Source organism: Chryseobacterium paludis, assembly GCF_025403485.1.
GTDB lineage: Bacteria > Bacteroidota > Bacteroidia > Flavobacteriales > Weeksellaceae > Chryseobacterium > Chryseobacterium paludis.
The window spans coordinates 2,865,315-2,888,302 of sequence record NZ_CP099966.1; the positions used below are offsets into that span (position 1 = coordinate 2,865,315).

Genomic DNA, 22,988 nt, shown 5'->3' on the forward strand with positions numbered 1-22,988 from the left:
TTATATTTTGAATTAAAAATTCCATAAATCAGGATTTTTTTTCATTTTACGAAATAACACCACCAAACACCATATTAAATATATTAACTATGAAAATTAAACAATTACTTTATCTGGGGATATTTATTTTATCCATTTCCCTGGGAAAGGCACAGGATTTTTTCACCACGATCAGTGAGAGATCCATTAAAGCAGACCCAAAAAACAGAACGGTTCAACCCGAAAAATCATTGACGTACACATTGAATGTGTCTGGAATGAAAAGCTATTTCAATTCGGTTCCGGAACTGAGAGACAATGAGCGTAAAGACAACGCACCGATTATTGTCCTGCCTATGCCTGATGGGACGAAAGCAAAATTCAGAATCTGGAAGTCTTCAGTAATGGCTCCTGAACTGGCTCAGAAATTCCCTCAACTGGTTACTTTCACAGGACAGGGCGTTGATGACCAATATGCTACTATAAAATTGGATTTTACAGAGTTAGGGTTTCATGCTCAAATAAAATCTGTAATAACTGGTGATACCTATATTGATCCTTATGCAAAAACTAATATCAATGATTATATTGTTTACAAAAAGAGTGATTTAATTGATAGAAATCCAAGAATTTGCGGAACAAAAGACGAGGAAATAACACCCGAAAAAAAAAGCGTTCAGAAAAGCGTTACTCCAAGCGTAGGTACTCAAATTAGAATTTTCAGATTTGCAGTAGCTTGTACCGGTGAGTATGCAAAGGCTGCAACAGGATTAGCTACACCTACAGTTGCTCAAGCCCTGTCTGCCATCGTAACCTCCGTAAACAGAGTAAATGGAGTATACGAACAGGAAGTAGCTGTAAGGTTGATATTGGTTCCTACTGAAACCAATGTTATCTTTACCAACCCTACTACAGACCCTTTTACAGGCAATAATGATGCATATACCTTAATAGATGAAAGTCAGGCACAGATTGATGCACTAATAGGAAATGCCAATTATGACATAGGACATACCTTCAGTACGGGAGGTGGCGGACTGGCCGGATTAGGAGTGATCTGCAGCACCGGTAACAAAGGAAGCGGCATTACCGGATCATCCAATCCTGTTGGAGATCCTTATGATATCGACTATGTTGCCCATGAAGTTGGACATCAGTTCGGCGGTCCTCATACTTTTAATGCAATAACAGGAAATTGTGCAGGAAACCGCAGTGCTTCAAATGCTGTAGAACCGGGAAGCGGAGTTACGATCATGGCTTACGCTGGTATTTGTGGTTCTGTAAACGACCTTGCACCAAACAGTATTCCTACTTTTCACACCAAATCATTCCAATCGATCACCACGAAAGTTCAATCAACAACATGTCAGGTGACAACGCCGGTTGCCAATACAGCTCCTGTTGTGAATGCAGGAAATGATTACACCATTCCTAAAGGAACTCCGTTTAAGTTAACAGGTTCTGCTACGGATACACAAAATAATGCACTTACCTACTCATGGGAACAAAATGACGTAGGACCTGCAGGAAACTGGAATGCTCCAACTGGAAATGCTGCTATTTTCAGATCATTTGTCCCTGTCACTGTTCCTTACAGATATTTCCCAAAAATTACTGATGTAATTAATAATACGGTGACCAGAGGAGAGATCTTGCCATCTTATGCAAGAACCATGGAGTTCAGATTAACGGTTAGAGATAATAACCCAGGCTGTGCAGGGGTTGCAAACGATGATGCAATAGTTACAGTGGATGGAAATTCTGGGCCATTTACAGTTACCGCACCAACAACTGCTGTAACATGGACGGGCAATACTACTCAGACCATCACATGGAATGTAGCGAATACAACTGCTGCACCTGTGAGCTGTGCGAATGTAAGTATTTTACTTTCAACAGACGGAGGTCTTACTTATCCTACCACAATTATCGCTTCTACTCCAAATGATGGTTCAGAGACGATTATAGTTCCTAATGTAACTACAGCACAAGCAAGAATTATGGTTGCAGGACAGGGTAATGTGTTTTATAATATTAATCCTGTTAATTTTGCGATTGATAAGGTATTAGGTGTTAGCGAAGTAGTAGGAAGTAAAGATGTATTTGTAGTATATCCTAACCCAAGTAAAGGACTTCTGAATATTAAATTTACCAACTCCAATGAAAACTACGACATCATGGTATATGATGCAAGCGGAAGAGTAGCATTCAGTAAGCTGAATAATACATTAGACGCTGGCAAGGTGGGCACTTTCAATTTAGCTCACTTAATGACAGGAGATTATGTGATTAAGATTAAAACTAAAAATATGGAGAAATCCGTAAAATGGGTTAAAGAATAAGAATATCTAAATCCATCAGTTTAATAAAAAAAGGTTGTTTTCATTGTAAAACAACCTTTTTTATTTTTATAATTAAATGATATAAAACCCATTGGATCATCAATATCAGTTAGAAACGAAACACTATTTATTGAAACCTTTTCACAAGCCACTTCCGTACAGGCACATCATAAAATCTCATATACAAGTAAGCCAATATAATAGAAATAACGACAGTCAGTAAACCAAAAATCCATGATCGGGGTTCTGCCAATGTATGTTTTCCATTGGCAACCCATGCATAATAAGTGTATGCCAACGGAAAATGAGTAATATAAATAGGATATGAAATATCACCCAGCCACTTACAGAATTGATGGGTATTTTTATTTAAAATTTTCCCTCCTGCTCCCAGTAAAATAACCACCGGAAATAAAATCATTAATGCAAAGCATTCATATAAAGCATTCTGCCAATGAGCATCATTTCCCCCCAGTCGTGGAATAGCCAATATGACCATCAATAAAACACTTGTGGTAAAAAAAGCATTTTTCGTCAATTTCAATTTGGCCGCTCTGGCTAAAAATATTCCCATTAGAAATGGAAAGGCCAACCTTATGAAACCAATTCTCAACTGCTTGGCATCATCAATAGACCAACCTCCGATTATATCGCCACTGGGATTAGTGAATGCATAATGAATGGTAAATGCTGCCGAAACCAAAACTAAGATCCCTAATACGATTTTTGAAACCTTCCGTAAAATCAGGGCGTAAAAAATATTCGCGATGTATTCATAAAATAATGACCAAGCCGGACCATTCAGTGGATGCATTTCATTCCAACCTCTGATATCAAGACCCTTTCCTACTGGAATTACCGTCATTCCAATGAACATTACCAACAAGAGCTTCCATACCGGAGTTGTTGAAATACCACCCCATCCCATTCCTTCCGAGTGTTGGAAATAAAATAAAACTGCTCCTACCAACGAGCCAATAATGATCATAGGCTGCAACCTTATCAAACGGCGTATAAAAAAATCTTTCATTGTCATCTGACCCCATCGGTTATCATAGGCATAGCTGATTACATAACCCGATAACATAAAGAAAAAATCTACCGCTAAATAACCGTGATTAATAATCTGTTTCGTATGATCACCATTCGAATACACTTCAAAAATATGAAAGAATACCACCATAATGGCAGCTACTCCACGTAATCCGTCAAGAATTTCGTAGTGAGGTTTAGAAGAGGAAATGGGTAAGGTTGAGCTCATATATGGATTATAAAATTTGATACAAAAATATAGGTTCGTAGTTTAAAATACTTGTTCTATATTTTTTAATCATTGTCTTATATTTACATAATTGATTTTATTATCATATAAATGAAGCAAAATTTAAAATATTATCCAAATATCAAAACCAAGAGGTTTCACTTTGACCATGTACATATCAAATGGGATCAACAGGTTCCACTCCACCAACAGGAAACGTGGGAACTGTCTTATATCATCACTGGAAGCGGAGCCAGAATTATTGGCGATGTCGTGGAAAATTTTTCAAAAGGCGAGATCATATTGATTCCACCTAATATCCCACATTGTTGGTCTTTTGATGAATCTGTTCATGACCGTGAAGGCAAAATTGAAAACATTACCATAGTTTTTGAAAGTGACTTCCTGAAAAACTGCACCCTGATTTTCCCTGAGCTATTTACTGCTATTTCTGAACTTCAAAACAATGAAAATGCAGTTTCATTTACAGGAGAACCCTTACAAAAACTTCAGGTTTTAATGACTTCAATGATTCATCAGAATGATATTGAGCGGATATCTTCCTTCATTATATTATTAGAGCTGATTTCCTATTGCAAAGACATGCGGATTGTTGGAAGACCAATAACTGAAAATAAACAGGAAAAGAAGCTACAGAAAATACACCTCTATATCCTGAGTAACTTCCAACGAAATATCACTCTGGAAGAAATTTCACAATCTGTGGGTATGCAGAAATCTTCATTTTGTGTTTTCTTTAAAAGAATGACCGGAAAATCTTTTTTCACTTATTTAACCGAATTCCGGATCGAATCATCATGTCAAATGCTATTAAAAACAAAACTGTCCGTGAAAGAAATCTGTATAGCATCGGGTTTTAGTGATATTCCTTATTATAATCGGGTTTTTAAAAAGATCAAAGGGATGAGTCCGGGTTATTATAGGAATAAATATCACTAGTACTGTGTTCTACTTTTGTAATTAAAAGTCCTTACATGATGACTTTCATTAACCATCCCTATTTGGATACGAGCAAGATGATTGCCCCAGAAGATATTTTAAAAATCCAGGAAAGAATTTTCCTGGATTTTCCTTTTCCAATATTTGTAAATCACTGAAAGTCTTATCTAAAATACAAAAGAAAAACTCCAGCTATCTTATACTAAAACATCTACTTAATGTCACTATAACTTTTCACCGTTTGTAACAACTCTTTTTTATAAAGATAGATATCCTCTAAACTATTTAAAAGTTTTTTTTCACCACTATCTTTACCATTATGGAATAATTCAATGTACTTATTTGATGAGTTAAAATGCAAACGACACAATGGCTTTCTATTGTTATCATCAAATAAAATTCCGAAATACGATTGAGTATCTCTAAACGCAATTCTAGAAGCTACTAATTCCTCTCGAAGTATAGCTTTTACAATTTGTGATCCTTCCACCTCTTCTTCTGTAGTATTTATTTTCACCAAATCAATATTTTCATCAATAGGTAAGGTTTCACCTGATCCCTTAGAAGGTACTGTCTCACTTATACTAAGTGCATTTTTTAAACGAAAATTAATTGATTCATTAATTGAATTCGCAAGCGCTCGTTTTGTATACTCCTTAAATGTAACGAGTCTTGCAGCCGTTATCGGTTTATCAAAAAATTTACCAACAAGGAGCTTTACCATTTCATCTGAAGGATTATCTAACTCTTTTTCAAATTCATTCTTGATAGCTTTAATATATTTTAATGCTTCGGCAGAATCCAAAATACTTTCCAAATTGTATCCATTTTTAGTAAAGTTTTCAAGAATTTTCAAACTCGAATCTTTTAGATTTGCAAGATCTAACGTATAAAATGGTTTTTCATCCATAATATTTGGTTTCTCCAAATCAGCATAAAAATTGTAGGTGTGCCCATTTGTTAGAACACCAAATCTAGCTTTAGAAACATGATAATATCGATGGAGTTGAGAATTATGTGCATCTGCATTTTCTTTCCAATGTTTACATTCAATGATAAGGATTGGTTCATCGTTCTTTTTAATAACGTAATCAACTTTTTCACCTTTCTTTGTTCCTATATCACAAATAAATTCAGGTATAACTTCTGTAGGGTTGAAAATGTCGTATCCTAATATTTGTATAAATGGCATCACAAATGCATTTTTAGTACCTTCTTCTGTGTTGATTTGATCTTTTAGAGAATCAACCCTTTGATGAAGTTGTTCTAGTTTTAATTTTAAGTCTGCTTCCATTGGTTATTGTTTAGTTTAATTTCAAATTTACAAATTATGTGAAACTATTAAGGTTTTATTTATTTAAGTACGGCATTTCTTTTAATACAGAGCGTCTTAAAAGAATAACTTGTAAACAATATCAAAAAAAAGCTTAATTATACTAGCATAATATCAATATCTCTTTTAAAAAAAATACCACCTCATCAAGGCAGTATTTTTCTATATTATTTTTTAAAAGCAGATACTATTTTTCAGATTCAAATTTCTTTAGTTTCTCTTTTAAAGACTCATTCTCTTCTTTCAACATTTTAATATAATCCTGTAGATTATCCATTATCTGATTTGGAACATTATAATAATTGGAGTTGATACCCGATTCATTAAAAGTCGAGTTATCAATATTCTGTACAATAGTTGCCGCTTTCTCTTCTTTAATTTCTTCAACCGGAACATCCAGCGCCTTAGCAAGCTTCTCCCATTCATCATCATAAATTTTTACATCTCCATTTTCCTTTCGGCAATAATTAGAAACATCCGTTGCCAAGACCTTTGACATGTATTCCTGAGTATATCCTCTTTGCTTTCTTAAACTTTTTAGTTTTTCCATAGTGCCCGTATATGTGCTTTGTACAAATATAAAGAAAATTGTAATTCAAGTTTGTCAATAGTAGAATAAGCATGTAGAAAACTTATTTATCGTTTGGACGAAGGTTCAAATCCCACCCACTCACTTAAAGCAAAAAGAGAATTTGTAATTACTACAAACTCTCTTTTCGTTTCTGAAAAGGATATGTCACGAACCACTCAATAACCATATCGCTACTTTATCAGAACTATGTATTAACCTAATTTTATATTTAATTCAACTCATTAAAGCTGATATCGATACTTTTTATATCAACGATCTTCGCTAATGTTTTCAAAGGTTCGTTGTAATGGGTTGTCATACTATTTATTATTTTATCATCCACATTATCATCAAATTTTCTTGCAAAAAGATTACTGCCTGTTTTTAAGAATTCAAAATCCGTTTTGGTAAATGTTTTTGGACGTAATTTAATATCTCCATCCGGAATCCATATAATTGCTCTTTTATCGTCATTTACTAAAATACCATCAAAAGAAGTATTCATTAAAACGGTTTGAAAAAAGGATTCATCAGCAATCAGGGTATTAAAATAATAGGTTTCAAACTTTTTTACTTCTGCACTATTGCAGATAAATTCGCAACAGTTTCTGGTTAAGATCATCCACTGTCCACCGATGTAAGGAATTATATCTTTCATAAAACCTCTTTTATGGGTGTCTTCAGAAATTTTATCTTCAAGCTCTTCGAAATAATTCTCAATACGGTTCATCGTTTCAGGTCTATTTAATTCCTGATCAGCTACTTTAATGTAACTCTTCCCATTATTTTTCGATAAAAATTCTTTGATTATTTTTTGTGATTTCAAAGGATAATCCTGTCCACTTAAGTTGATAAAATAATCCCATTTCTCGCTCATACTAAGCAGGTAGTTCATCCCATCCAGTTCTGCCTGAACCATACTATATCCACCCCACACTACTTTCTCACTTTTAAGGATATGCACATTCGGATATTCTTTCAGAAAATCTTTTACTTCTTCTCCAATTTCCTGATTGGCCTTTTTATCAATATGGATAAGATAGAAATTTGAAGGTTCATATATGGCTTTAAAAAGTCTCTTAAACTGTTCAGGTAATCGATGTACTAAAACCAGATAGGCAATACGGACAGGTTCTAGTGACATACTAATATGATGTTCATTGCTCTCGCTCATGTAAACATTTCTCATTTTATATTTTTTTAAAATTATGAATGCTTACAACTCATTTTATAAAGTATTAATAGACATTTTTCTCAATTTACGATAATTTAATGGTCTTTTATTTATTAATTTCTCAAAAAACCATTTCCCTGTATGAAATTATTTCAATGAAGTTCCTCCGATGACAGGCTTACATTGAAAACTTGCTTTATTTACATGAAGTACAATTTTCTTACATTTAAAGTTACTATTTTATGACTTGGCATATTTTTATCATAGGTGCACTAGTAATTGTTTGATTTAAAAAAAATGACTTATTTATCCAGAATTTATTTAAAAGATGATCACCCGGAAGATTTTCCGTTTAACCTTCCTATTTTTAAAAATGGTTTAAATCTTAATTTAAAAACCAATGTCACATTTTTTGTTGGTGAAAACGGAACCGGTAAGTCTACCTTAATGGAAAGTATTGCTGATAAATGTGAATTTAATTTATCGGGTGGAAATCGAAATCACAATTATGACTTCCATAAAACAGAATCTGTATTATCGGACTACCTTACACTTTCATGGCGCACAAAGATCAATGAAGGTTTTTTCATGCGTGCAGAAAGCTTTTTTAATTTTGCCACTTATATAGATGAAGTTTCTACGAGAGATTTAAGGGTTCTGGATGCATACGGAGGAAAGTCTTTACATAAACAATCTCACGGGGAAGCATTTCTGGCTTTATTCCATAATCATTTTGAAAAAGGCATTTATATACTTGATGAGCCGGAATCAGCACTTTCTCCACAACGCCAGCTTTCACTTTTATCTATCATACATTCATTGGAAAAAACGGGAAAGGCACAATTTATCATATCAACCCATTCTCCTATATTACTTAGTTATCCGGGCGCAACAATTTATTCCCTGGATCACCATCTTAAACCTATTAATTATAAAGACACCGAACATTATCAGATCACGAAAAACTTCCTGAATTCTCCCGACTTATATTTTCGTCATTTATTTAATGATGACGACATCTGATCAGAAACACTTTTTAAGAAGATAATTTACTTGGAGATAATCCATATTGCTTTTTGAAAGCAAATGAAAAATGAGAAAGATCTTCAAAGCCCAGATCCATATAAATATCCGACGCCATTCTGCCTTTTTCAGCAAGGAGGTAATGTGCTTCCTGTAATCTTTTCTGCAACAGCCATTTTCCGGGTGTGTTCCCAAATATTTTTTCGAAATCACGTTTAAAGGTTGCCAGACTTCTTCCTGTGAGATAAGCAAAGCGATCAAGGTTTACATTAAAATGGTAATTCTTGCGCATAAATGCCTCGATATCAATTTTTCCAGGTTCATTAAAATCGAATAAAATATCTTTCAGTTCAGGATTCTCCTGGAGCAGTAAAATAATCGCTTCTTTTATCTTCACCTCTACCAGACGCGGATCGGAAAGCGTATCAGTCTTCTTATACATCAGCAATAAATCCATATAATTTTTTAAAAGAGAACTGGATTCAAATAAAACTAAAGAGCTCGTCGAACATTTCTTCTCCGACATTACATTGTACATTAAACTAAAGTCCTGTAAGGTCTGCTGATCCAAGTGAATGGATAACGACTGAAATTCTTCACCCGGAGGAGGTATTTTCGTAAACTTCAAAAGCTGATTACGCTTTAAAAAACGAATAGAACCTTCTTCCGATTTGTATTCATTGATTCCATCATTTAAAATTAAGTCTCCGGAGATCTGGTAACTGATCACATGATCGGACACAAAATGTTCTCCCTGCCTGCTCAACTGAACATAGCAAGAGTATATGATATTTCCGAAATCCTGTCTTGTTGTTTTCATTTCATTACAAATATAATAAAGCATCTTTAGAATAATTCGATAAAACAAGTGTAAGTATTTTCATTACACTTGTTTATGATCAAAATATCAATCTATACGGATTCCTTTTTTTGCTAAAAACTTTTTGCCTTCTTCAGATTCCAAAACATTTACAGCATCATCATGATCTGTGGAAACACTAACCTCACGCCACTTTTCAAATTCTTCTTTTCTGTGTTGATCCGCATTTTGAAGAATGGCCGCCGCCTCACTTCCTAAAACCAGATGTAATGGAGGTGTTGGATGATCGACCAAATCAACCATTACTTTTGCTGCTTTAGCCGGATCACCCATTGGAAGAAATTTCCCTGACGTCAGATATTCTTTAATGCTTCCTACCGTATCCTCATAACCTTCAATATCTTTAGCAAAACTCATAGAAGCTCCAGCCCAATCTGTTCTGAACCCACCCGGTTCAACAGAAGTAACCTTAATTCCCAAAGGCAAAACTTCTTTACTTAATGATTCTGAAAAACCTGCAAGACCAAATTTTGAAGCCTGATAAATGGACAGGCCAGCATTTCCTACTCTTCCACCTACAGAACTGATCTGTAAAATATGCCCTGATCTCTGTTTTCGCATATGAGGCAGCACAGCTCTGGTTACTTCGATAGGAGCAAATAAATTAACCTCCAGCTGATTTCTCACCTGTTCTTCAGTAAATGCTTCTGCTGCTCCGGTGATTCCGAATCCAGCGTTATTTACCAATACATCAATTCTTCCAAAGTGATTAACTGCTTCTTCAACAGCAGAATAAATCTGCTCTTTAACCTGAACATCTAACTTTAATAAAAGTAACTGTGAGGAATAATTCTGCAACAGATCATTTAACTGCTCAGGATTTCTTGCGGTAGCCACAGCATAGTCCCCTTTTAACAAAACTGCTTCTAAAAGACTTTTCCCCAGTCCTTTTGAACTTCCTGTAATAAACCAAACTTTTTTCATTGTTTTTATTTTAAATTTTATTGAGACAAAGTTCCATCAAACCGACCAACATTCGGTTTGTTAAAAAGCTCAAATCCACTTTGTTAAAACACTCACTTCCGGTCATGTAATTTTGTGCTAGTATTCAGCTGAAATGAACTAGTCTTTCGTACTGCGCCTGAATAACTTTGCATCATAAAATAATTCAAATACAAAATAATGAGCAAAACAATTTTTATCACAGGAGCATCTAAAGGATTCGGAAGACTGTGGGCAGAAGCTCTTTTAGAGCAAGGAAATAATGTAGCCGCTACTGCGAGAAACATTTCTACTTTGGATGATCTTAAAGCAAAATATGGTGACCAGATTCTCCCATTGAAACTGGATGTCAATAACCGTCAGGAGGTATTTGACACAGTAGATACCATAGAAAAACATTTCGGAAAGATTGATGTTTTAATCAATAATGCAGGTTATGGCTTATTTGGCACTGTGGAGGAAACCACCGAACAGCAAGCCAGGGAACAAATGGAAACTAATTTCTTCGGTTCTCTTTGGGTATCGCAGGCCGTATTACCAATAATGAGAAAACAAAAGAGTGGGCATATCATTCAGATCTCCAGTTTTCTTGGATTAACTACTTTACCTTTATTAGGCCTATACAACGCTTCAAAGTTTGCGATAGAAGGTTTAATAGAAACTGTAGGAACAGAAACCGCGCATTTAGGAATTAAAACAACTTTAGTTGAACCAAACGGATATGCGACAGACTGGGCAGGAGCATCTGCCATACAAACGTCAGCTGATATTTCAGATTACAACCCAGTACGGGAAGCATTTGCAAAATCGGGAGACAATCCTGATACATGGGGAAAACCGGAAGCTACCGTACAACCTGTTTTAGACATTATAAATTCAGAAAATCCGCCACGACGTTTATTACTAGGAAAACTGGCCTACCACATGATACATCAGATGTACACAGATCGTTTACAGGAGGTGGAAGACTGGAAAGATGTGAGCATCACTGCGCACGGTCATTAGAATCAAAATAATACTTAGAAATCGAAAAATTCAATAATCTGCAGATCAATCTTATCTGCAGATTATTGTAATTTAGAAAATTGAAAATCCGATGAAACATTATAAGACTCTTATCGAACTTCATTCAGAAAGTAACTGGGAAGCACCACAACATCCATTATTAGGTTTGGTAGGATGCTTGTCGGAATGCACGATGGGAAACCGGGAGTTTACCACAGACTGCTATATGGTTGCTTTCAAAAAAATAAAGTCCGGCATCTTTATGTATGGCCGTACCCCTTACGACCATGATAACGGCTCTCTTTTCTTTACAAAACCAAGACAGCTCATTGAAATGAGAGATCTGGAATTTGAAGAAGAAGGTTTTATGCTTCTTATTCATGAAGATTATCTCAAAGGACATGAGTTACATAAAGCGATTGAACAATACAGCTACTTTGACTATGAAGTCACCGAAGCGCTCCATCTTTCTCCTAAAGAAGAGCAGAATATCCTTGAGCTTCATGATAAAATTAATAATGAGTACAGAAATAATCCTGATGAATATAGCCGGGAAATTATATTAAGCCACCTTTCAACTATTTTGAAATATGCACAGCGGTATTATAAAAGACAATTTATAGAACGTGAACAGATCACCGGAAAGATGGCTTCAAAATTTAATGATGTTCTGAAAAAATACATCAATAATGATAATTTGAAAAACCAGGGACTTCCAAATGTAACAGAATTAGCCGGTCAACTGAATATTTCTCCGCGTTATCTGAGCGATCTTTTGAAACAGGAGACAGGGAAAACAGCAATAGAACTTATTCATATTTATCTGATCTCGGAAGCTAAAAATCTTTTGCGACTGGGAGAAAAAGGAGTGTCTGAAATAGCCTATGAATTAGGCTTTGAAAATGCTTCATACTTCACCCGGTTATTCAAAAAACAAACAGGAATGAAACCTGTAGAATTTCGAAAAATGCATATTAATTAAATGATCTTATCAAAGATATAAGGGTGGAATCCTATCCTGAACACCAGAATAGACTCCAAAACCTGCCTATACATTTCATGATTGATTTCATCTTCTGCTTTGCATACAAATTCTAAACACCTGAAAACTAAAAGACTAAATCCCATCATGATAAAATACGTATAGTCTACCCACAAAAAAGACTAAAAAAATGTTTTATCGTAAAGAATTTTATATATTTGCAGCATCTAACAATTAAAAAAATAATTTACTATGTCAGACATTGCATCAAGAGTAAAAGCTATCATCGCTGATAAGCTTGACGTTGAAGAAACAGAAGTAACTCCTGAAGCTAGCTTCACTAACGATTTAGGAGCTGATTCACTGGATACAGTTGAACTTATCATGGAGTTTGAAAAAGAATTTAATATTCAAATCCCTGATGATCAAGCTGAAAAAATTACTACTGTAGGTCACGCTATCGCTTATATCGAAGAAGTAGTAAATAAATAATATTCTTCAACAAAAGGAAAATTTAAAAAAGTTTATGGAATTAAAAAGAGTAGTTGTAACCGGTTTTGGAGCAATAACACCGATTGGAAATAATGCGAAGGAATACTGGGAAAATCTTGTTAAAGGTGAGAGCGGTGCAGCTCCGATTACTCTTTTTGATGCCACAAACTTCAAAACAAAATTCGCTTGCGAGGTCAAGGGTTTTGATCCATTGCAACATTTCGATAAGAAAGAAGCAAAGAAAATGGATCGAAATACTCAATTAGGACTTGTTGCTGCAAGAGAAGCTGTAGAACATTCCAGAATTATCGAAGACTCTGTCGATAAAAACAGAGTTGGTGTAATCTGGGGTTCCGGGATCGGAGGTTTAGAAACTTTTGAAACAGAAGTTCTAGGATGGGCAAATACGGATATTCCAAGATTTAACCCATTCTTTATTCCTAAAATGATCGCGGATATTACGCCAGGACACATCTCAATCGAGTATGGTTTCCATGGTCCTAATTATACTACGGTATCTGCTTGTGCTTCTTCTGCAAATGCACTAATTGATGCTAAAATGCTTATCCAACTTGGAAAAGCTGACGTTATTGTATGTGGTGGCTCTGAAGCTGCTGTTACAGCAAGTGGTGTTGGTGGATTTAATGCTATGATGGCACTTTCTACAAGAAATGATGATCCAAAAACAGCTTCAAGACCTTTTGATAAAGACCGAGATGGTTTTGTATTGGGAGAAGGAGCGGGAACTATTATCCTTGAAGAATATGAGCATGCAGTAAAACGTGGCGCAACAATTTATGCAGAATTAAAAGGTGGAGGTCTTAGTGCAGATGCACATCATATGACTGCACCTCATCCTGAAGGTTTGGGAGCTTATCTGGTAATGAGAAATTGTCTGGAAGATGCAGGGTTAACTGCTGATGAAGTAGATCACATCAATATGCATGGTACATCTACTCCATTAGGAGACATTGCAGAATCTAATGCAATTTCAAAATTATTAGGCGAGCACGCTTACGACATTCAGATTAATTCTACAAAATCAATGACAGGACATCTTTTAGGTGCTGCCGGAGTTATTGAGGCTATTGCTGCTTTGGGAACAATTATTCATGGTATTGTTCCTCCTACCATTAATCATTTTACTGATGATGAAAATATTGACAGCAGACTTAATTTTACATTTAATGACGCTGTGAAAAAAGATGTAAAAGTAGCCATGAGCAATACTTTTGGATTTGGCGGGCATAATGCCTGTGTTCTGTTTACGAAAATCTAAATTTACTGAATGGAGTTACAGAAATACTTTTCTAAATTCCTTCTCAAAAAAAGAAAAAGAAAATTAACGGAGAGAGATTACTTTCTTAGTACCGAGCTCAGTAAAGTGCTTGGTTCTGAGATACAAAATGTTGCTCTTTACCGGGAAGCTTTTTCTTTAAAAAGTTCTTCTAAAAATCAAGACAGTAATTACGAAAGGCTTGAATTTTTAGGAGATTCTGTTTTGGGTACAATTATTTCTTGTCATTTGTTTCAGACTTATCCTCAGGCTAATGAAGGATATTTAACGCAAATGAAATCTAAGATTGTTAATAGGAAAAATCTTAATAAATTAGGAGAAGATTTAAAGCTGACGGATCTTTTAGTAAAACAAAATTCTGTAGCTTTAGGTGAAAATATCTCCGGAAATTTATTCGAGGCATTAATCGGTGCTGTTTATTTAGACTTCCAATATGACACTTGTAAAAAGATTATTTTGGAACGACTACTAACGCCATCCGAGATCAATAAGCTCGAAAATAAAATTGTGAGCTATAAAGGCCTTCTCCTGGAATGGAGTCAAAAGAAAAAAGTACATATAAAATATGAGACCTGTGAGGAAATTCAGGTCAATAAAGCAATTGTGTTTCGTTGCCATGTTTGGCTAGGCGATGAGAAGATTGCCAATGCTACGGAAACTTCCAAAAAGAAGGCAGAAGAAAAAGCTGCACAAAGGGCATTTTATATTTTAAACAAAAAAGAAAACATACTTGGAAATTCAAAAACTTTATGATATAGACGATATAGAATTTGAAGATATTGCCATAGGATTGGTAAGATTAGCAAAAAATGTATTCGATCATGAGTTTTTTTTCAAAATAAATCAAAGTAATGATCTCAAATTTTCAAGGATAGACGATCTTGTCTTTCACGGATCTTATTATGATTATTATTTTTCAAGATTTGAGGCTTATCACAAGTTTACAAAGACCTGCTTTACTTTTATTTCCAATAAATCTTCAGAAAGTAAGCAAAAGAAAATACAGACAGAGCTCTTCGCAGAAGAAGAGAATATTAAATTTTTATTAAATAATCAGGTAGATGTAGAATATATTCTTCATAGTTCGGAACAGTTTCCTGATTTTTCCGTAATTTTGCTCCCTGAAAATCTTGTGTTTCCAATTCAAGATTATACATTAAGTTCTGATGAGGAACTTTATCAAATTATCCAGTATTATGAATAAGTATTTAAAGAAGACAAAAATTATCGCAACGCTTGGCCCTGCATCATCATCTAAAGAAGTCATGTTAGGACTTATGAAAGCAGGTGTAGACGTTTTTAGAATAAATTTTTCACATGCAGATTATGACTTAGTTCGATCCAATATTGATATCATTAGAGAACTCAATAAGGAACATGGATATTCTGTAAGTATTTTAGGAGACTTACAAGGTCCTAAATTACGTGTAGGAGTTGTAAAAGAGGGATCATATCTTAATCCTGGAGACATCTTAACTTTCACTAATGAAAAAATTGAGGGTGATTCTACAAAAGTTTATATGACTTATCAGCAATTTCCTCAGGACGTAAATGTAGGGGAAAGAATCCTTATTGATGATGGAAAATTAGTTTTAGAAGTTATAGAAACCAATGCTGTAGATACCGTAAAGGCTAAAACAATTCAAGGGGGACCTCTAAGTTCTAAGAAAGGGGTAAACTTACCTAATACCAATGTTTCACTTCCGGCTTTAACGGAAAAAGATATTCAGGATGCCAATTTCATGCTAGATATGGAGGTAGACTGGATCGCTCTTTCATTCGTTCGTCACGCACAGGATATTATCGATTTAAAGGAGCTTATTAAAAAGCACCCGAACGGTAAATTCAAAACACCAATTATTGCTAAAATAGAAAAACCTGAAGGGGTAAAAAATATTGACGAGATCTTATTAGAGTGTGATGGATTGATGGTTGCCCGTGGAGACCTTGGAGTAGAAGTTCCAATGGAGGAAGTTCCGGCAATACAGAAAAATCTTGTTGAAAAAGCAAGATTCTATTCCAAGCCTGTAATCATCGCTACTCAAATGATGGAAACAATGATCAATAGCTTAACTCCTACAAGAGCTGAAGTAAATGACGTTGCAAACTCTGTATTGGATGGTGCTGACGCGGTAATGCTTTCAGGAGAAACTTCTGTAGGTAGATATCCTATCCAGGTAGTAGAAAACATGGCAAAAATCGTTCAGAATATAGAAAAGACCAACTTCTACCAGCATAAAAACGAACCTATCGAAAAAGACTACAACTGTATTGATGAGCGATTCATTACGAACAGGGTTTGTCTTGCAGCAGTTAGAATTGCAAAAACGACTAATGTTACTGCAATTGTTACTTTAACGCATTCAGGTTATACAGCTTTCCAACTTTCGGCACACAGACCAAACTCTCACATCATTGTTTACAGTGGTAATAAAAGAGTTATTAATATGCTGAATCTTCTTTGGGGTGTTCATGCGTATTATTATGACATGAATAAATCAACAGATGAAACGATTATCCAGGTGAATATGCTGACGCATAATTATGGATATATTGAAAGTGGAGATTTTGTTATCAACATCAATGCAACTCCATCATATGAAGGAGGGAAGACGAATACACTGAGATTAACAACGGTTTAAAATCGAAAAAGCAGAAATGCAAATTTGCTTTTCAATATAAAATAAAAAACTCTCGATAATTTCGAGAGTTTTTTTATGCTGTTAGTTTAAGATTAAAACTAATTTCCTACAATAGTCTTAGGTGTTACAAATTCTTTCAGGGCAATTAAAGAAAGTTCAGTTCCATATCCTGATGCCTTGGTTCCACCAAAAGGAAAACGTGGATCAGAGCTTGTCATTCTATTGATATTGACCGTTCCGGATTCTAAATTTTCAATAAAAAACATCTGGCGATCATTATTCTTTGTCCAAACAGAATTAGAAAGTCCAAAAGGAATATCATTAGCCATTTGTAGGGCTTCAGTATCATTTTTAGCAACCATTACCATTCCCAATGGCCCAAATAGCTCTTCCTGTAAAATAGGATTTCCTTCTTTTACTCTGATTAATCCAGGATTAAATTCATGATCAGAAATTCTTTCAAGAGGGATAATAATTTCAGCTCCGTTTTCTAAAGCTTTATTAAACTGCTTTTCCAGATCATCAGCAAGATCAGGTCTTGCCATACCACTGATCTTGGTTTCTTTATCCATTGGATCAGCTGGAATAAATTTCTTATATGCTTCAATGAATTTTGGCATAAACTCATCTTCAATCTTTTCATCAATAATAAATCTTTTTGCCGCAACACAGGTCTGTCCACAATTTTGAAGTCTTGCCTGGGCACCCACTTGTGCAGCCTTATCCAGATCAGCATCATCCAGAACAATAAAAGCATCACTACCTCCTAATTCGAGCACAGATTTTTTGATATTCAGTCCTGCTATTGAGGCTACTTCTCCCCCTGCTCTTCCACTACCTGTTAAGCTTACTCCTTTTACAGCATCGTGCTCCAGAATTTCTTTTACTTCTTTATGACCTACCTCCAGATTTTGAAAAATACCTTCCGGAAAACCTGCTTCCAAAAAGACCTGTTCAATGGCATTGCCACTTCCAAAACAAATAGAAGCATGTTTTAATACAACAGTATTTCCAGATAAAATAGCTGGAGTAGCAAATCTTAGTACCTGCCAAAAGGGGAAATTCCATGGCATTACACCTAAAATAACTCCTTTCGGAATATAATGTACTTCAGAAAATTTATATTCAGATTCTATTTTCTCAGGTTTTAGGATATTTTCGGCATCAGCATAATAATTCATCATTAAAGCAGATTTTTCAACCTCAGCGATTGATTGTGAAATTGGTTTATTCATTTCTCTGGTAATGATTTCTCCAAATTTCTCTGAATTTGCCTTTAGCACTTCTGCAGCTTTTGCAAGTAATTTTTGTCTTTCTTCAAAGGGTACTTTTTTCCATTCTGAAAAAGCCTTATCTGCCTTAATAAGTTTATTTTCAATTGATTGTTCCATAATGTAATTTTTGTTTCAAATTCAAAATAATGAATTAGAATGCTTTATTGGTAAAGCATGGATGAAAGCAACAAATTTTGTTCCTTTAGGTTAAATAAAATAATGATTTTCTCTATTAAAAGAATATATTTTTTGTTATATCATAAACCACTCGTTGATCAGGCTGGCTGCTAACCTCGCTGTCCTATCCTGAATATCATACGAAGGGTTAACTTCTGCCACATCTAATGCAACAAGTTTCTCATTCTTTAAAATATGTTTATAAAAATGCATAAAAGCCGAATCTGCAAAAATACCATTATATGCTGAAGCCGAAACTCCAGGAGCAACAGATGCATTAAATACATCCATACAAATGGTAAGGTAAGCTACATCAACTCCATCCAATAGATCATTTATACGCTGGTATATGGATGGAAGATTTTCAAAGAACAATTCATCAGCAAGGATATATTTCATCCCATATTGATGGGCAGTATCAAATAATTTCAGGGTATTGGAATTCCTTTGTATTCCTATATGCAATGAATTGATATCTCCCTCTTGTGCAATCTGCCAGAATCCCGTTCCGGAACTCGCTCCTACACCGTCTTCGGGCTGTCGATTATCAAAATGGGCGTCAATATTAATAATTCCTATTTTCTTCTCAGGAAAGGCTGTCTTTACACCCAAATAATGGGCATATGTCAACTCATGACCACCGCCTATAACAAGTGATTTCCCACCTTTCAACAGAACTTTTGAAACATTTTTCGCAAGGCTGTTCTGGGTCTTTTCAAGATTCGCATCATCACATGTAATATTTCCAAAGTCTAATAATGAGAAATCAGGAAGGATAACCGGAAAATTAGACATGTTCTTTCTTATCACATCCGGAGCATCCTTAGCTCCTAATCTTCCTTTGTTCCTTCTTACGCCTTCTTCAACAGCAAAACCATGTAAAACGAAATCATTAGTAGAAATAGTATCGTAATCTCTCGCTATTTTTACCCTCTGAAAAATTCTATGGTATAGAAGTTCATCTCCATCCCTCCTACCTTGCCAAATATTTTGTGATATCATTTTTTATAAATTCAATTACAGTTTATACTCAGTAAAACTAAATAATATTGTTTAAATAGTAAAACTACTTTCCTCAATTATAAAAGCATTCCTCTTACAGCTTTTATCCAGTTGCCATTATACTTTATTCTGATTGGCATTGCTGCTGATAAACATTTCGTTTTTCTCTTCCGAAATAATTTCTAAAAACCGTTCGTAATGTTTAAGCACATCAGAAATTAATTCATTCTTTGTGAAGTATTGTACATCATATCCTTCTCTTGCATCTCCAAAATATGATTTTGGATAATGGGTCGTACTATTTTCCAGATCAGGAAGGTTTTCTTCATTAATAACATATTCTGAAACCGTTTTCTTCTGATTCACTATTCCATAGATAAAGTTATTGACGACACCGTGATGAATTTCTATTTCAATTTTTGTAGGGTTTTCACCATAATTCATCTTTACTTCAATCCCATTCTCTGCAAACTCCTGCTGCAATTCGATAAAACCTTCTTTTACTGTACTTTGAATAAAACCATCAACAGAAGAATTATCTTTAAATGAAACAATTCTCTTTAACCTTTCTTTCCAAAATTCGCCTGACCACGGAATAGCAGAAGCAGAGAAATTCCTATCATAATATTTCTGATCGATGATCAATGCCTTCATCAAACTTACAATGAATAAAAGTACGATAATTGAAAATGGTAATGCCGTGATTAATGTCATACTCTGAAGAGCCTTCAAACCTCCGACATTTAATAATAAAAGAGAAAGAACAGCTAACAGCAGTCCCCAGAATACCAACTGCCATTTGGGTGACTTTTCGGCATTTTTCGTTGCAATACTGTTCATTACAAATATTCCGGAATCTGCTGAAGTCACAAAAAATATAATGATTATGGCAATAACAAAAAAACTGGTAATGCTCGATAATGGCATATATTCTAAAAACCTGAACATCAATGCATCAGGATTAGAAGCAAATTCACTTAGTTTACCATTGGCTACATTAAAATCAAACCATATCGCACTGTTACCAAAAACAGACATCCAAATAAAATTAAATAATGTCGGCAGCACCAGGACGGCAAAAATAAATTCCCGTATTGTTCTTCCTTTTGAAATTCTGGCAATGAACAAGCCTACATAAGGTGACCATGAAATCCACCAGGCCCAATATAAAATGGTCCAGTCATAGAACCATGGCAATGTTTCTTTTTCATAAACATGGGTACTAAAAGTAAGATCGAAAAAATTATTGATGTAATTTCCCAGTCCTTCGGTAAAGCTCCCAATTAAATAAACAGTTGGTCCTAATATTAATACAAACAATAAAAGTACAATTACACTGATCACATTTATATTACTCAATAGTTTCACTCCTTTATTTACTCCACTAATAGCAGAAAATACTGAAAGAGATATTAGGCAAACCACAATGATGATCTGATATATAAAATTATTTTCAGGAATTACCCTCATTATTTGTAGTCCTGAATTGATCTGAACAACTCCAAATCCCAGTGTCGTGGTAATCCCAAAAAAGGTACAGCAAAGTGCAAAAATATCGATCACATTTCCCCACTTTCCATTTATTTTATCCTTAAGTAAAGGATAGAAACAACTTCGTAACGACAATGGTAATCTATACCTGTAGGCGAAATAGGACAATGAAAGACCTACAATCCCATAAATAGCCCAGGCATGAATTCCCCAATGAAAAAAGGTATAAAGCTGTGCCTGTTTAGCTCTGTTTATATAATGATTATCTCCAAAGACTTTTGAGGAATAATGCTGCATAGGTTCTGCTACACTGAAGTATATTAAACCAATCCCCATCCCCGCAGCAAATAACATTGAAATCCAGGAAAAGAGCGAATATTCTGGTTTGCTATCATTAGCCCCTAATTTAATATTTGCATATTTACTAAACATCAGGTAGACTAAAAAAATAACAAATATGGTTACTGACCATACGTAAATCCAGTTTAGATTCACAAAAATAAATTCTTTAATACTATTTAAAACAGTCTCAGTCGATTTTGGATAAACAGCAGAAAGAAAACAAGTCCCAATAATAAAAATTAAACTTGGAATTGTTACCCCTTTGTTGAATGTCGTTTGTATTTTTCGAAATTTCATCATATTTATTTTCATATTAAATTACTGATACATCATTCTGGCAAAGCCGCAACAGAAGCAATCAAAAAAAATTAAGAAAAATAAGATGGTCTTTCTTTATCAATTAATTACACTTACGAACTACAGAGATTATTTTTTCTCTCAGAAAAAACAATATTTGCATACTAAGGAAACTTATCATAAGATACTAAACGGGGCGGAAGGGGTTTAAATTATAAATCCCACCTTACTCCATTGATATAAACATTTTCAGCCTTCAGGCTTCCTTGATTATATAATACATTTTGAAAATTATCAGTTCTAAAAGTTACAAAATCCGCTTTTAATCCGTTTTCTAACCTTCCTCTGTCTTCTAATCCCAGAGCATATGCTGAACGAAAAGTTATCCCTGCTAAAACCTCTGCAGTCGTTAACTTTTGATATGTTGCTAAAATAGATGCCTGAGTAATCAGATTACCCATTGGTGCGGAACCAGGGTTCCAATCACTGGCTATTGCAAGAATAGCTCCTGCATCCAACAACTTTCGTGCCGGAGTGAACTTTTCTCCTAATCCCAGACTTGCTCCAGGTAAAGCTGTAGCTACGGTATTTGAATGCGCAATAAATTCAATATCCTCATCAATAGTTGCTTCCAGGTGATCTGCAGATTGAGCTCCAACTTCAACAGCAATTCTTGAACTCCCTGGAGTGAACTGATCTGCATGAACTGTTATTTCAAAACCTAATTGTTTAGTTTTAAGTAAAAAATCTTTGCTTTCTTCTGGTTGGAATGCCGATTTTTCGATAAAAATATCTACTCTTTTTGCCAGGTTTTCTTCTTTTACTTTTGGTAGGATCTCGGTGATAATAAATTCTAAATATTCTTTATTACTGCCTTCAAAATCTCTGGGCTTTAGGTGTGCAGAAAGACAGGTTGGAACTAATGTTGCCTTAGTCTGTCTTTGTGCTTTTTGGATCATTCGAAGCATTTTCAGCTCATTTTCTACATCTAAACCATAGCCACTTTTCACCTCAATTGTTGTTATGCCTAAAGAAACAAGGAAATTGATTCTTTCCAGGAGTGTCTTTAATAAGTCTTCTTCTGATGCATTTCTTGTATGCAACACGGAACTCCATATACCACCTCCGCTTTCAGCAATTTCAAGATATGTTTTGCCGGCATTTCTCATAGCAAAATCATTGGCTCTGTTTCCACCGAAACAAATATGAGTATGAGAATCGACAAAAGTGGGAAGTACAATTTGCTCACCTTGAACTTCTTCCAATGTGATATTTTGATTTTCTGATCTTAGTTTTTCAAAATTCCCAATTTTTTGAATGATATCACCATCGATTAGAATTCCGCCATCAACAATTATTTCAAGTTGTTCATCGGTTAATTTTCCTCTTAATGGAAGATTGCTGAGTGTAATGATCTGCTTAAATGGTCCTATTAATTTCATGGGTTTATGATCAGAAAAAGTTGTGTTTATGTTTAAATTTCCATTCCAAAAATACTCAAAAAATATCTTTTAACCTTCAT

At 34.7% G+C, this 22,988-nt stretch carries 20 protein-coding genes; 10 read left to right on the forward strand and 10 right to left on the reverse strand.

Going from position 1 to position 22,988, the window contains the following annotated elements:
- Positions 1-89: 89 nt before the first annotated feature.
- Positions 90-2,321 (forward strand): reprolysin-like metallopeptidase, encoded by a 2,232-nt coding sequence (locus NG806_RS13020; protein WP_261509952.1) that lies wholly within the window; start codon positions 90-92, stop codon positions 2,319-2,321.
- Positions 2,322-2,448: 127 nt separating this feature from the next.
- Here NG806_RS13020 and NG806_RS13025 read toward each other — a convergent pair whose 3' ends face one another.
- On the reverse strand, positions 2,449-3,582 hold the full coding sequence (locus tag NG806_RS13025) for an acyltransferase family protein (RefSeq protein ID WP_261509954.1): 1,134 nt from the start codon (positions 3,580-3,582) through the stop codon (positions 2,449-2,451).
- Between the two features lie 111 nt (positions 3,583-3,693).
- Between NG806_RS13025 and NG806_RS13030 the strand changes: the two genes are divergently transcribed.
- Positions 3,694-4,542, forward strand: a complete 849-nt coding sequence (locus NG806_RS13030; RefSeq protein WP_261509955.1) for an AraC family transcriptional regulator — start codon at positions 3,694-3,696, stop codon at positions 4,540-4,542.
- Between the two features lie 211 nt (positions 4,543-4,753).
- On the opposite strand, the gene NG806_RS13035 is transcribed toward NG806_RS13030, so the two are convergent.
- The 3 genes from NG806_RS13035 to NG806_RS13045 form a co-directional block, all read right to left on the reverse strand.
- A complete protein-coding gene (locus NG806_RS13035) occupies positions 4,754-5,836 on the reverse strand; it encodes a type I restriction endonuclease (RefSeq protein ID WP_261509957.1) in 1,083 nt (360 codons plus the stop codon).
- Positions 5,837-6,062: 226 nt separating this feature from the next.
- On the reverse strand, positions 6,063-6,425 hold the full coding sequence (locus NG806_RS13040; protein ID WP_214827702.1) for a helix-turn-helix domain-containing protein: 363 nt from the start codon (positions 6,423-6,425) through the stop codon (positions 6,063-6,065).
- Between the two features lie 250 nt (positions 6,426-6,675).
- Positions 6,676-7,635, reverse strand: a complete 960-nt coding sequence (locus NG806_RS13045; RefSeq protein ID WP_261509959.1) for a beta-1,6-N-acetylglucosaminyltransferase — start codon at positions 7,633-7,635, stop codon at positions 6,676-6,678.
- 282 nt (positions 7,636-7,917) lie between these two features.
- On the opposite strand from NG806_RS13045, the gene NG806_RS13050 reads away from it, so the two are divergent.
- Positions 7,918-8,643, forward strand: coding sequence for an AAA family ATPase (locus NG806_RS13050; RefSeq protein WP_261509960.1), 726 nt, complete (start codon positions 7,918-7,920; stop codon positions 8,641-8,643).
- 13 nt (positions 8,644-8,656) lie between these two features.
- Here the strand turns inward: NG806_RS13050 and NG806_RS13055 are convergent, their stop codons facing one another.
- Both NG806_RS13055 and NG806_RS13060 read right to left on the reverse strand, forming a co-directional pair.
- Positions 8,657-9,463, reverse strand: a complete 807-nt coding sequence (locus NG806_RS13055) for a helix-turn-helix domain-containing protein (RefSeq protein ID WP_261509961.1) — start codon at positions 9,461-9,463, stop codon at positions 8,657-8,659.
- 87 nt (positions 9,464-9,550) lie between these two features.
- A complete protein-coding gene (locus NG806_RS13060; protein WP_261509962.1) occupies positions 9,551-10,447 on the reverse strand; it encodes an oxidoreductase in 897 nt (298 codons plus the stop codon).
- Between the two features lie 198 nt (positions 10,448-10,645).
- Between NG806_RS13060 and NG806_RS13065 the strand changes: the two genes are divergently transcribed.
- From NG806_RS13065 to pyk, 7 genes are all read left to right on the forward strand, one after another.
- The gene (locus tag NG806_RS13065) at positions 10,646-11,470 is read left to right on the forward strand and encodes an SDR family NAD(P)-dependent oxidoreductase (RefSeq protein ID WP_261509964.1); all 825 of its coding nucleotides are present in this window, start codon (positions 10,646-10,648) and stop codon (positions 11,468-11,470) included.
- Positions 11,471-11,561: 91 nt separating this feature from the next.
- Positions 11,562-12,452, forward strand: coding sequence for a helix-turn-helix domain-containing protein (locus NG806_RS13070; RefSeq protein ID WP_261509966.1), 891 nt, complete (start codon positions 11,562-11,564; stop codon positions 12,450-12,452).
- Between the two features lie 252 nt (positions 12,453-12,704).
- Positions 12,705-12,944 (forward strand): acyl carrier protein, encoded by a 240-nt coding sequence (locus tag NG806_RS13075; protein ID WP_002976354.1) that lies wholly within the window; start codon positions 12,705-12,707, stop codon positions 12,942-12,944.
- 34 nt (positions 12,945-12,978) lie between these two features.
- Complete coding sequence (gene fabF / locus NG806_RS13080) at positions 12,979-14,223, forward strand: beta-ketoacyl-ACP synthase II (RefSeq protein ID WP_214827687.1); 1,245 nt, start codon at positions 12,979-12,981, stop codon at positions 14,221-14,223.
- 9 nt (positions 14,224-14,232) lie between these two features.
- A complete protein-coding gene (gene rnc / locus NG806_RS13085) occupies positions 14,233-14,994 on the forward strand; it encodes a ribonuclease III (RefSeq protein ID WP_214827684.1) in 762 nt (253 codons plus the stop codon).
- Positions 14,972-15,445 carry an IPExxxVDY family protein gene (locus tag NG806_RS13090; RefSeq protein WP_214827681.1) on the forward strand — a complete coding sequence of 158 codons (474 nt, stop codon included), beginning with the start codon at positions 14,972-14,974 and terminating at the stop codon, positions 15,443-15,445. The genes rnc and NG806_RS13090 overlap by 23 nt, the downstream gene beginning before the upstream one ends.
- On the forward strand, positions 15,438-16,883 hold the full coding sequence (gene pyk, locus NG806_RS13095) for a pyruvate kinase (RefSeq protein ID WP_214827678.1): 1,446 nt from the start codon (positions 15,438-15,440) through the stop codon (positions 16,881-16,883). Before NG806_RS13090 ends, pyk begins: the two co-directional genes overlap by 8 nt.
- Before the next feature lie 98 nt (positions 16,884-16,981).
- Here pyk and NG806_RS13100 read toward each other — a convergent pair whose 3' ends face one another.
- The 4 genes from NG806_RS13100 to hutI all read right to left on the reverse strand — a co-directional run bounded on the left by NG806_RS13100 (position 16,982) and on the right by hutI (position 22,908).
- Positions 16,982-18,274 (reverse strand): aldehyde dehydrogenase family protein, encoded by a 1,293-nt coding sequence (locus NG806_RS13100; protein ID WP_214827675.1) that lies wholly within the window; start codon positions 18,272-18,274, stop codon positions 16,982-16,984.
- 135 nt (positions 18,275-18,409) lie between these two features.
- Positions 18,410-19,336 (reverse strand): formimidoylglutamase, encoded by a 927-nt coding sequence (gene hutG / locus NG806_RS13105; protein ID WP_261509991.1) that lies wholly within the window; start codon positions 19,334-19,336, stop codon positions 18,410-18,412.
- A 117-nt stretch (positions 19,337-19,453) separates the two neighbouring features.
- Positions 19,454-21,469, reverse strand: coding sequence for a BCCT family transporter (locus NG806_RS13110; RefSeq protein WP_214827670.1), 2,016 nt, complete (start codon positions 21,467-21,469; stop codon positions 19,454-19,456).
- Between the two features lie 209 nt (positions 21,470-21,678).
- The gene (gene hutI / locus NG806_RS13115; protein WP_261509994.1) at positions 21,679-22,908 is read right to left on the reverse strand and encodes an imidazolonepropionase; all 1,230 of its coding nucleotides are present in this window, start codon (positions 22,906-22,908) and stop codon (positions 21,679-21,681) included.
- Positions 22,909-22,988 lie beyond the last annotated feature (80 nt).

Excerpts from the sequence above, each read along its gene's own strand:
- NG806_RS13060 (WP_261509962.1), bottom strand. The coding sequence starts at position 10,447 with ATGAAAAAAGTTTGGTTTATTACAGGAAGTTCAAAAGGACTGGGGAAA.
- NG806_RS13065 (WP_261509964.1), top strand. The coding sequence starts at position 10,646 with ATGAGCAAAACAATTTTTATCACAGGAGCATCTAAAGGATTCGGAAGA.
- NG806_RS13035 (WP_261509957.1), bottom strand. The coding sequence starts at position 5,836 with ATGGAAGCAGACTTAAAATTAAAACTAGAACAACTTCATCAAAGGGTT.
- NG806_RS13070 (WP_261509966.1), top strand. The coding sequence starts at position 11,562 with ATGAAACATTATAAGACTCTTATCGAACTTCATTCAGAAAGTAACTGG.
- NG806_RS13045 (WP_261509959.1), bottom strand. The coding sequence starts at position 7,635 with ATGAGAAATGTTTACATGAGCGAGAGCAATGAACATCATATTAGTATG.
- rnc (WP_214827684.1), top strand. The coding sequence starts at position 14,233 with ATGGAGTTACAGAAATACTTTTCTAAATTCCTTCTCAAAAAAAGAAAA.
- NG806_RS13100 (WP_214827675.1), bottom strand. The coding sequence starts at position 18,274 with ATGGAACAATCAATTGAAAATAAACTTATTAAGGCAGATAAGGCTTTT.
- NG806_RS13050 (WP_261509960.1), top strand. The coding sequence starts at position 7,918 with ATGACTTATTTATCCAGAATTTATTTAAAAGATGATCACCCGGAAGAT.
- pyk (WP_214827678.1), top strand. The coding sequence starts at position 15,438 with ATGAATAAGTATTTAAAGAAGACAAAAATTATCGCAACGCTTGGCCCT.
- NG806_RS13075 (WP_002976354.1), top strand. The coding sequence starts at position 12,705 with ATGTCAGACATTGCATCAAGAGTAAAAGCTATCATCGCTGATAAGCTT.
- NG806_RS13030 (WP_261509955.1), top strand. The coding sequence starts at position 3,694 with ATGAAGCAAAATTTAAAATATTATCCAAATATCAAAACCAAGAGGTTT.
- fabF (WP_214827687.1), top strand. The coding sequence starts at position 12,979 with ATGGAATTAAAAAGAGTAGTTGTAACCGGTTTTGGAGCAATAACACCG.
- NG806_RS13055 (WP_261509961.1), bottom strand. The coding sequence starts at position 9,463 with ATGAAAACAACAAGACAGGATTTCGGAAATATCATATACTCTTGCTAT.
- NG806_RS13110 (WP_214827670.1), bottom strand. The coding sequence starts at position 21,469 with ATGATGAAATTTCGAAAAATACAAACGACATTCAACAAAGGGGTAACA.
- NG806_RS13025 (WP_261509954.1), bottom strand. The coding sequence starts at position 3,582 with ATGAGCTCAACCTTACCCATTTCCTCTTCTAAACCTCACTACGAAATT.
- hutI (WP_261509994.1), bottom strand. The coding sequence starts at position 22,908 with ATGAAATTAATAGGACCATTTAAGCAGATCATTACACTCAGCAATCTT.
- hutG (WP_261509991.1), bottom strand. The coding sequence starts at position 19,336 with ATGATATCACAAAATATTTGGCAAGGTAGGAGGGATGGAGATGAACTT.
- NG806_RS13020 (WP_261509952.1), top strand. The coding sequence starts at position 90 with ATGAAAATTAAACAATTACTTTATCTGGGGATATTTATTTTATCCATT.
- NG806_RS13040 (WP_214827702.1), bottom strand. The coding sequence starts at position 6,425 with ATGGAAAAACTAAAAAGTTTAAGAAAGCAAAGAGGATATACTCAGGAA.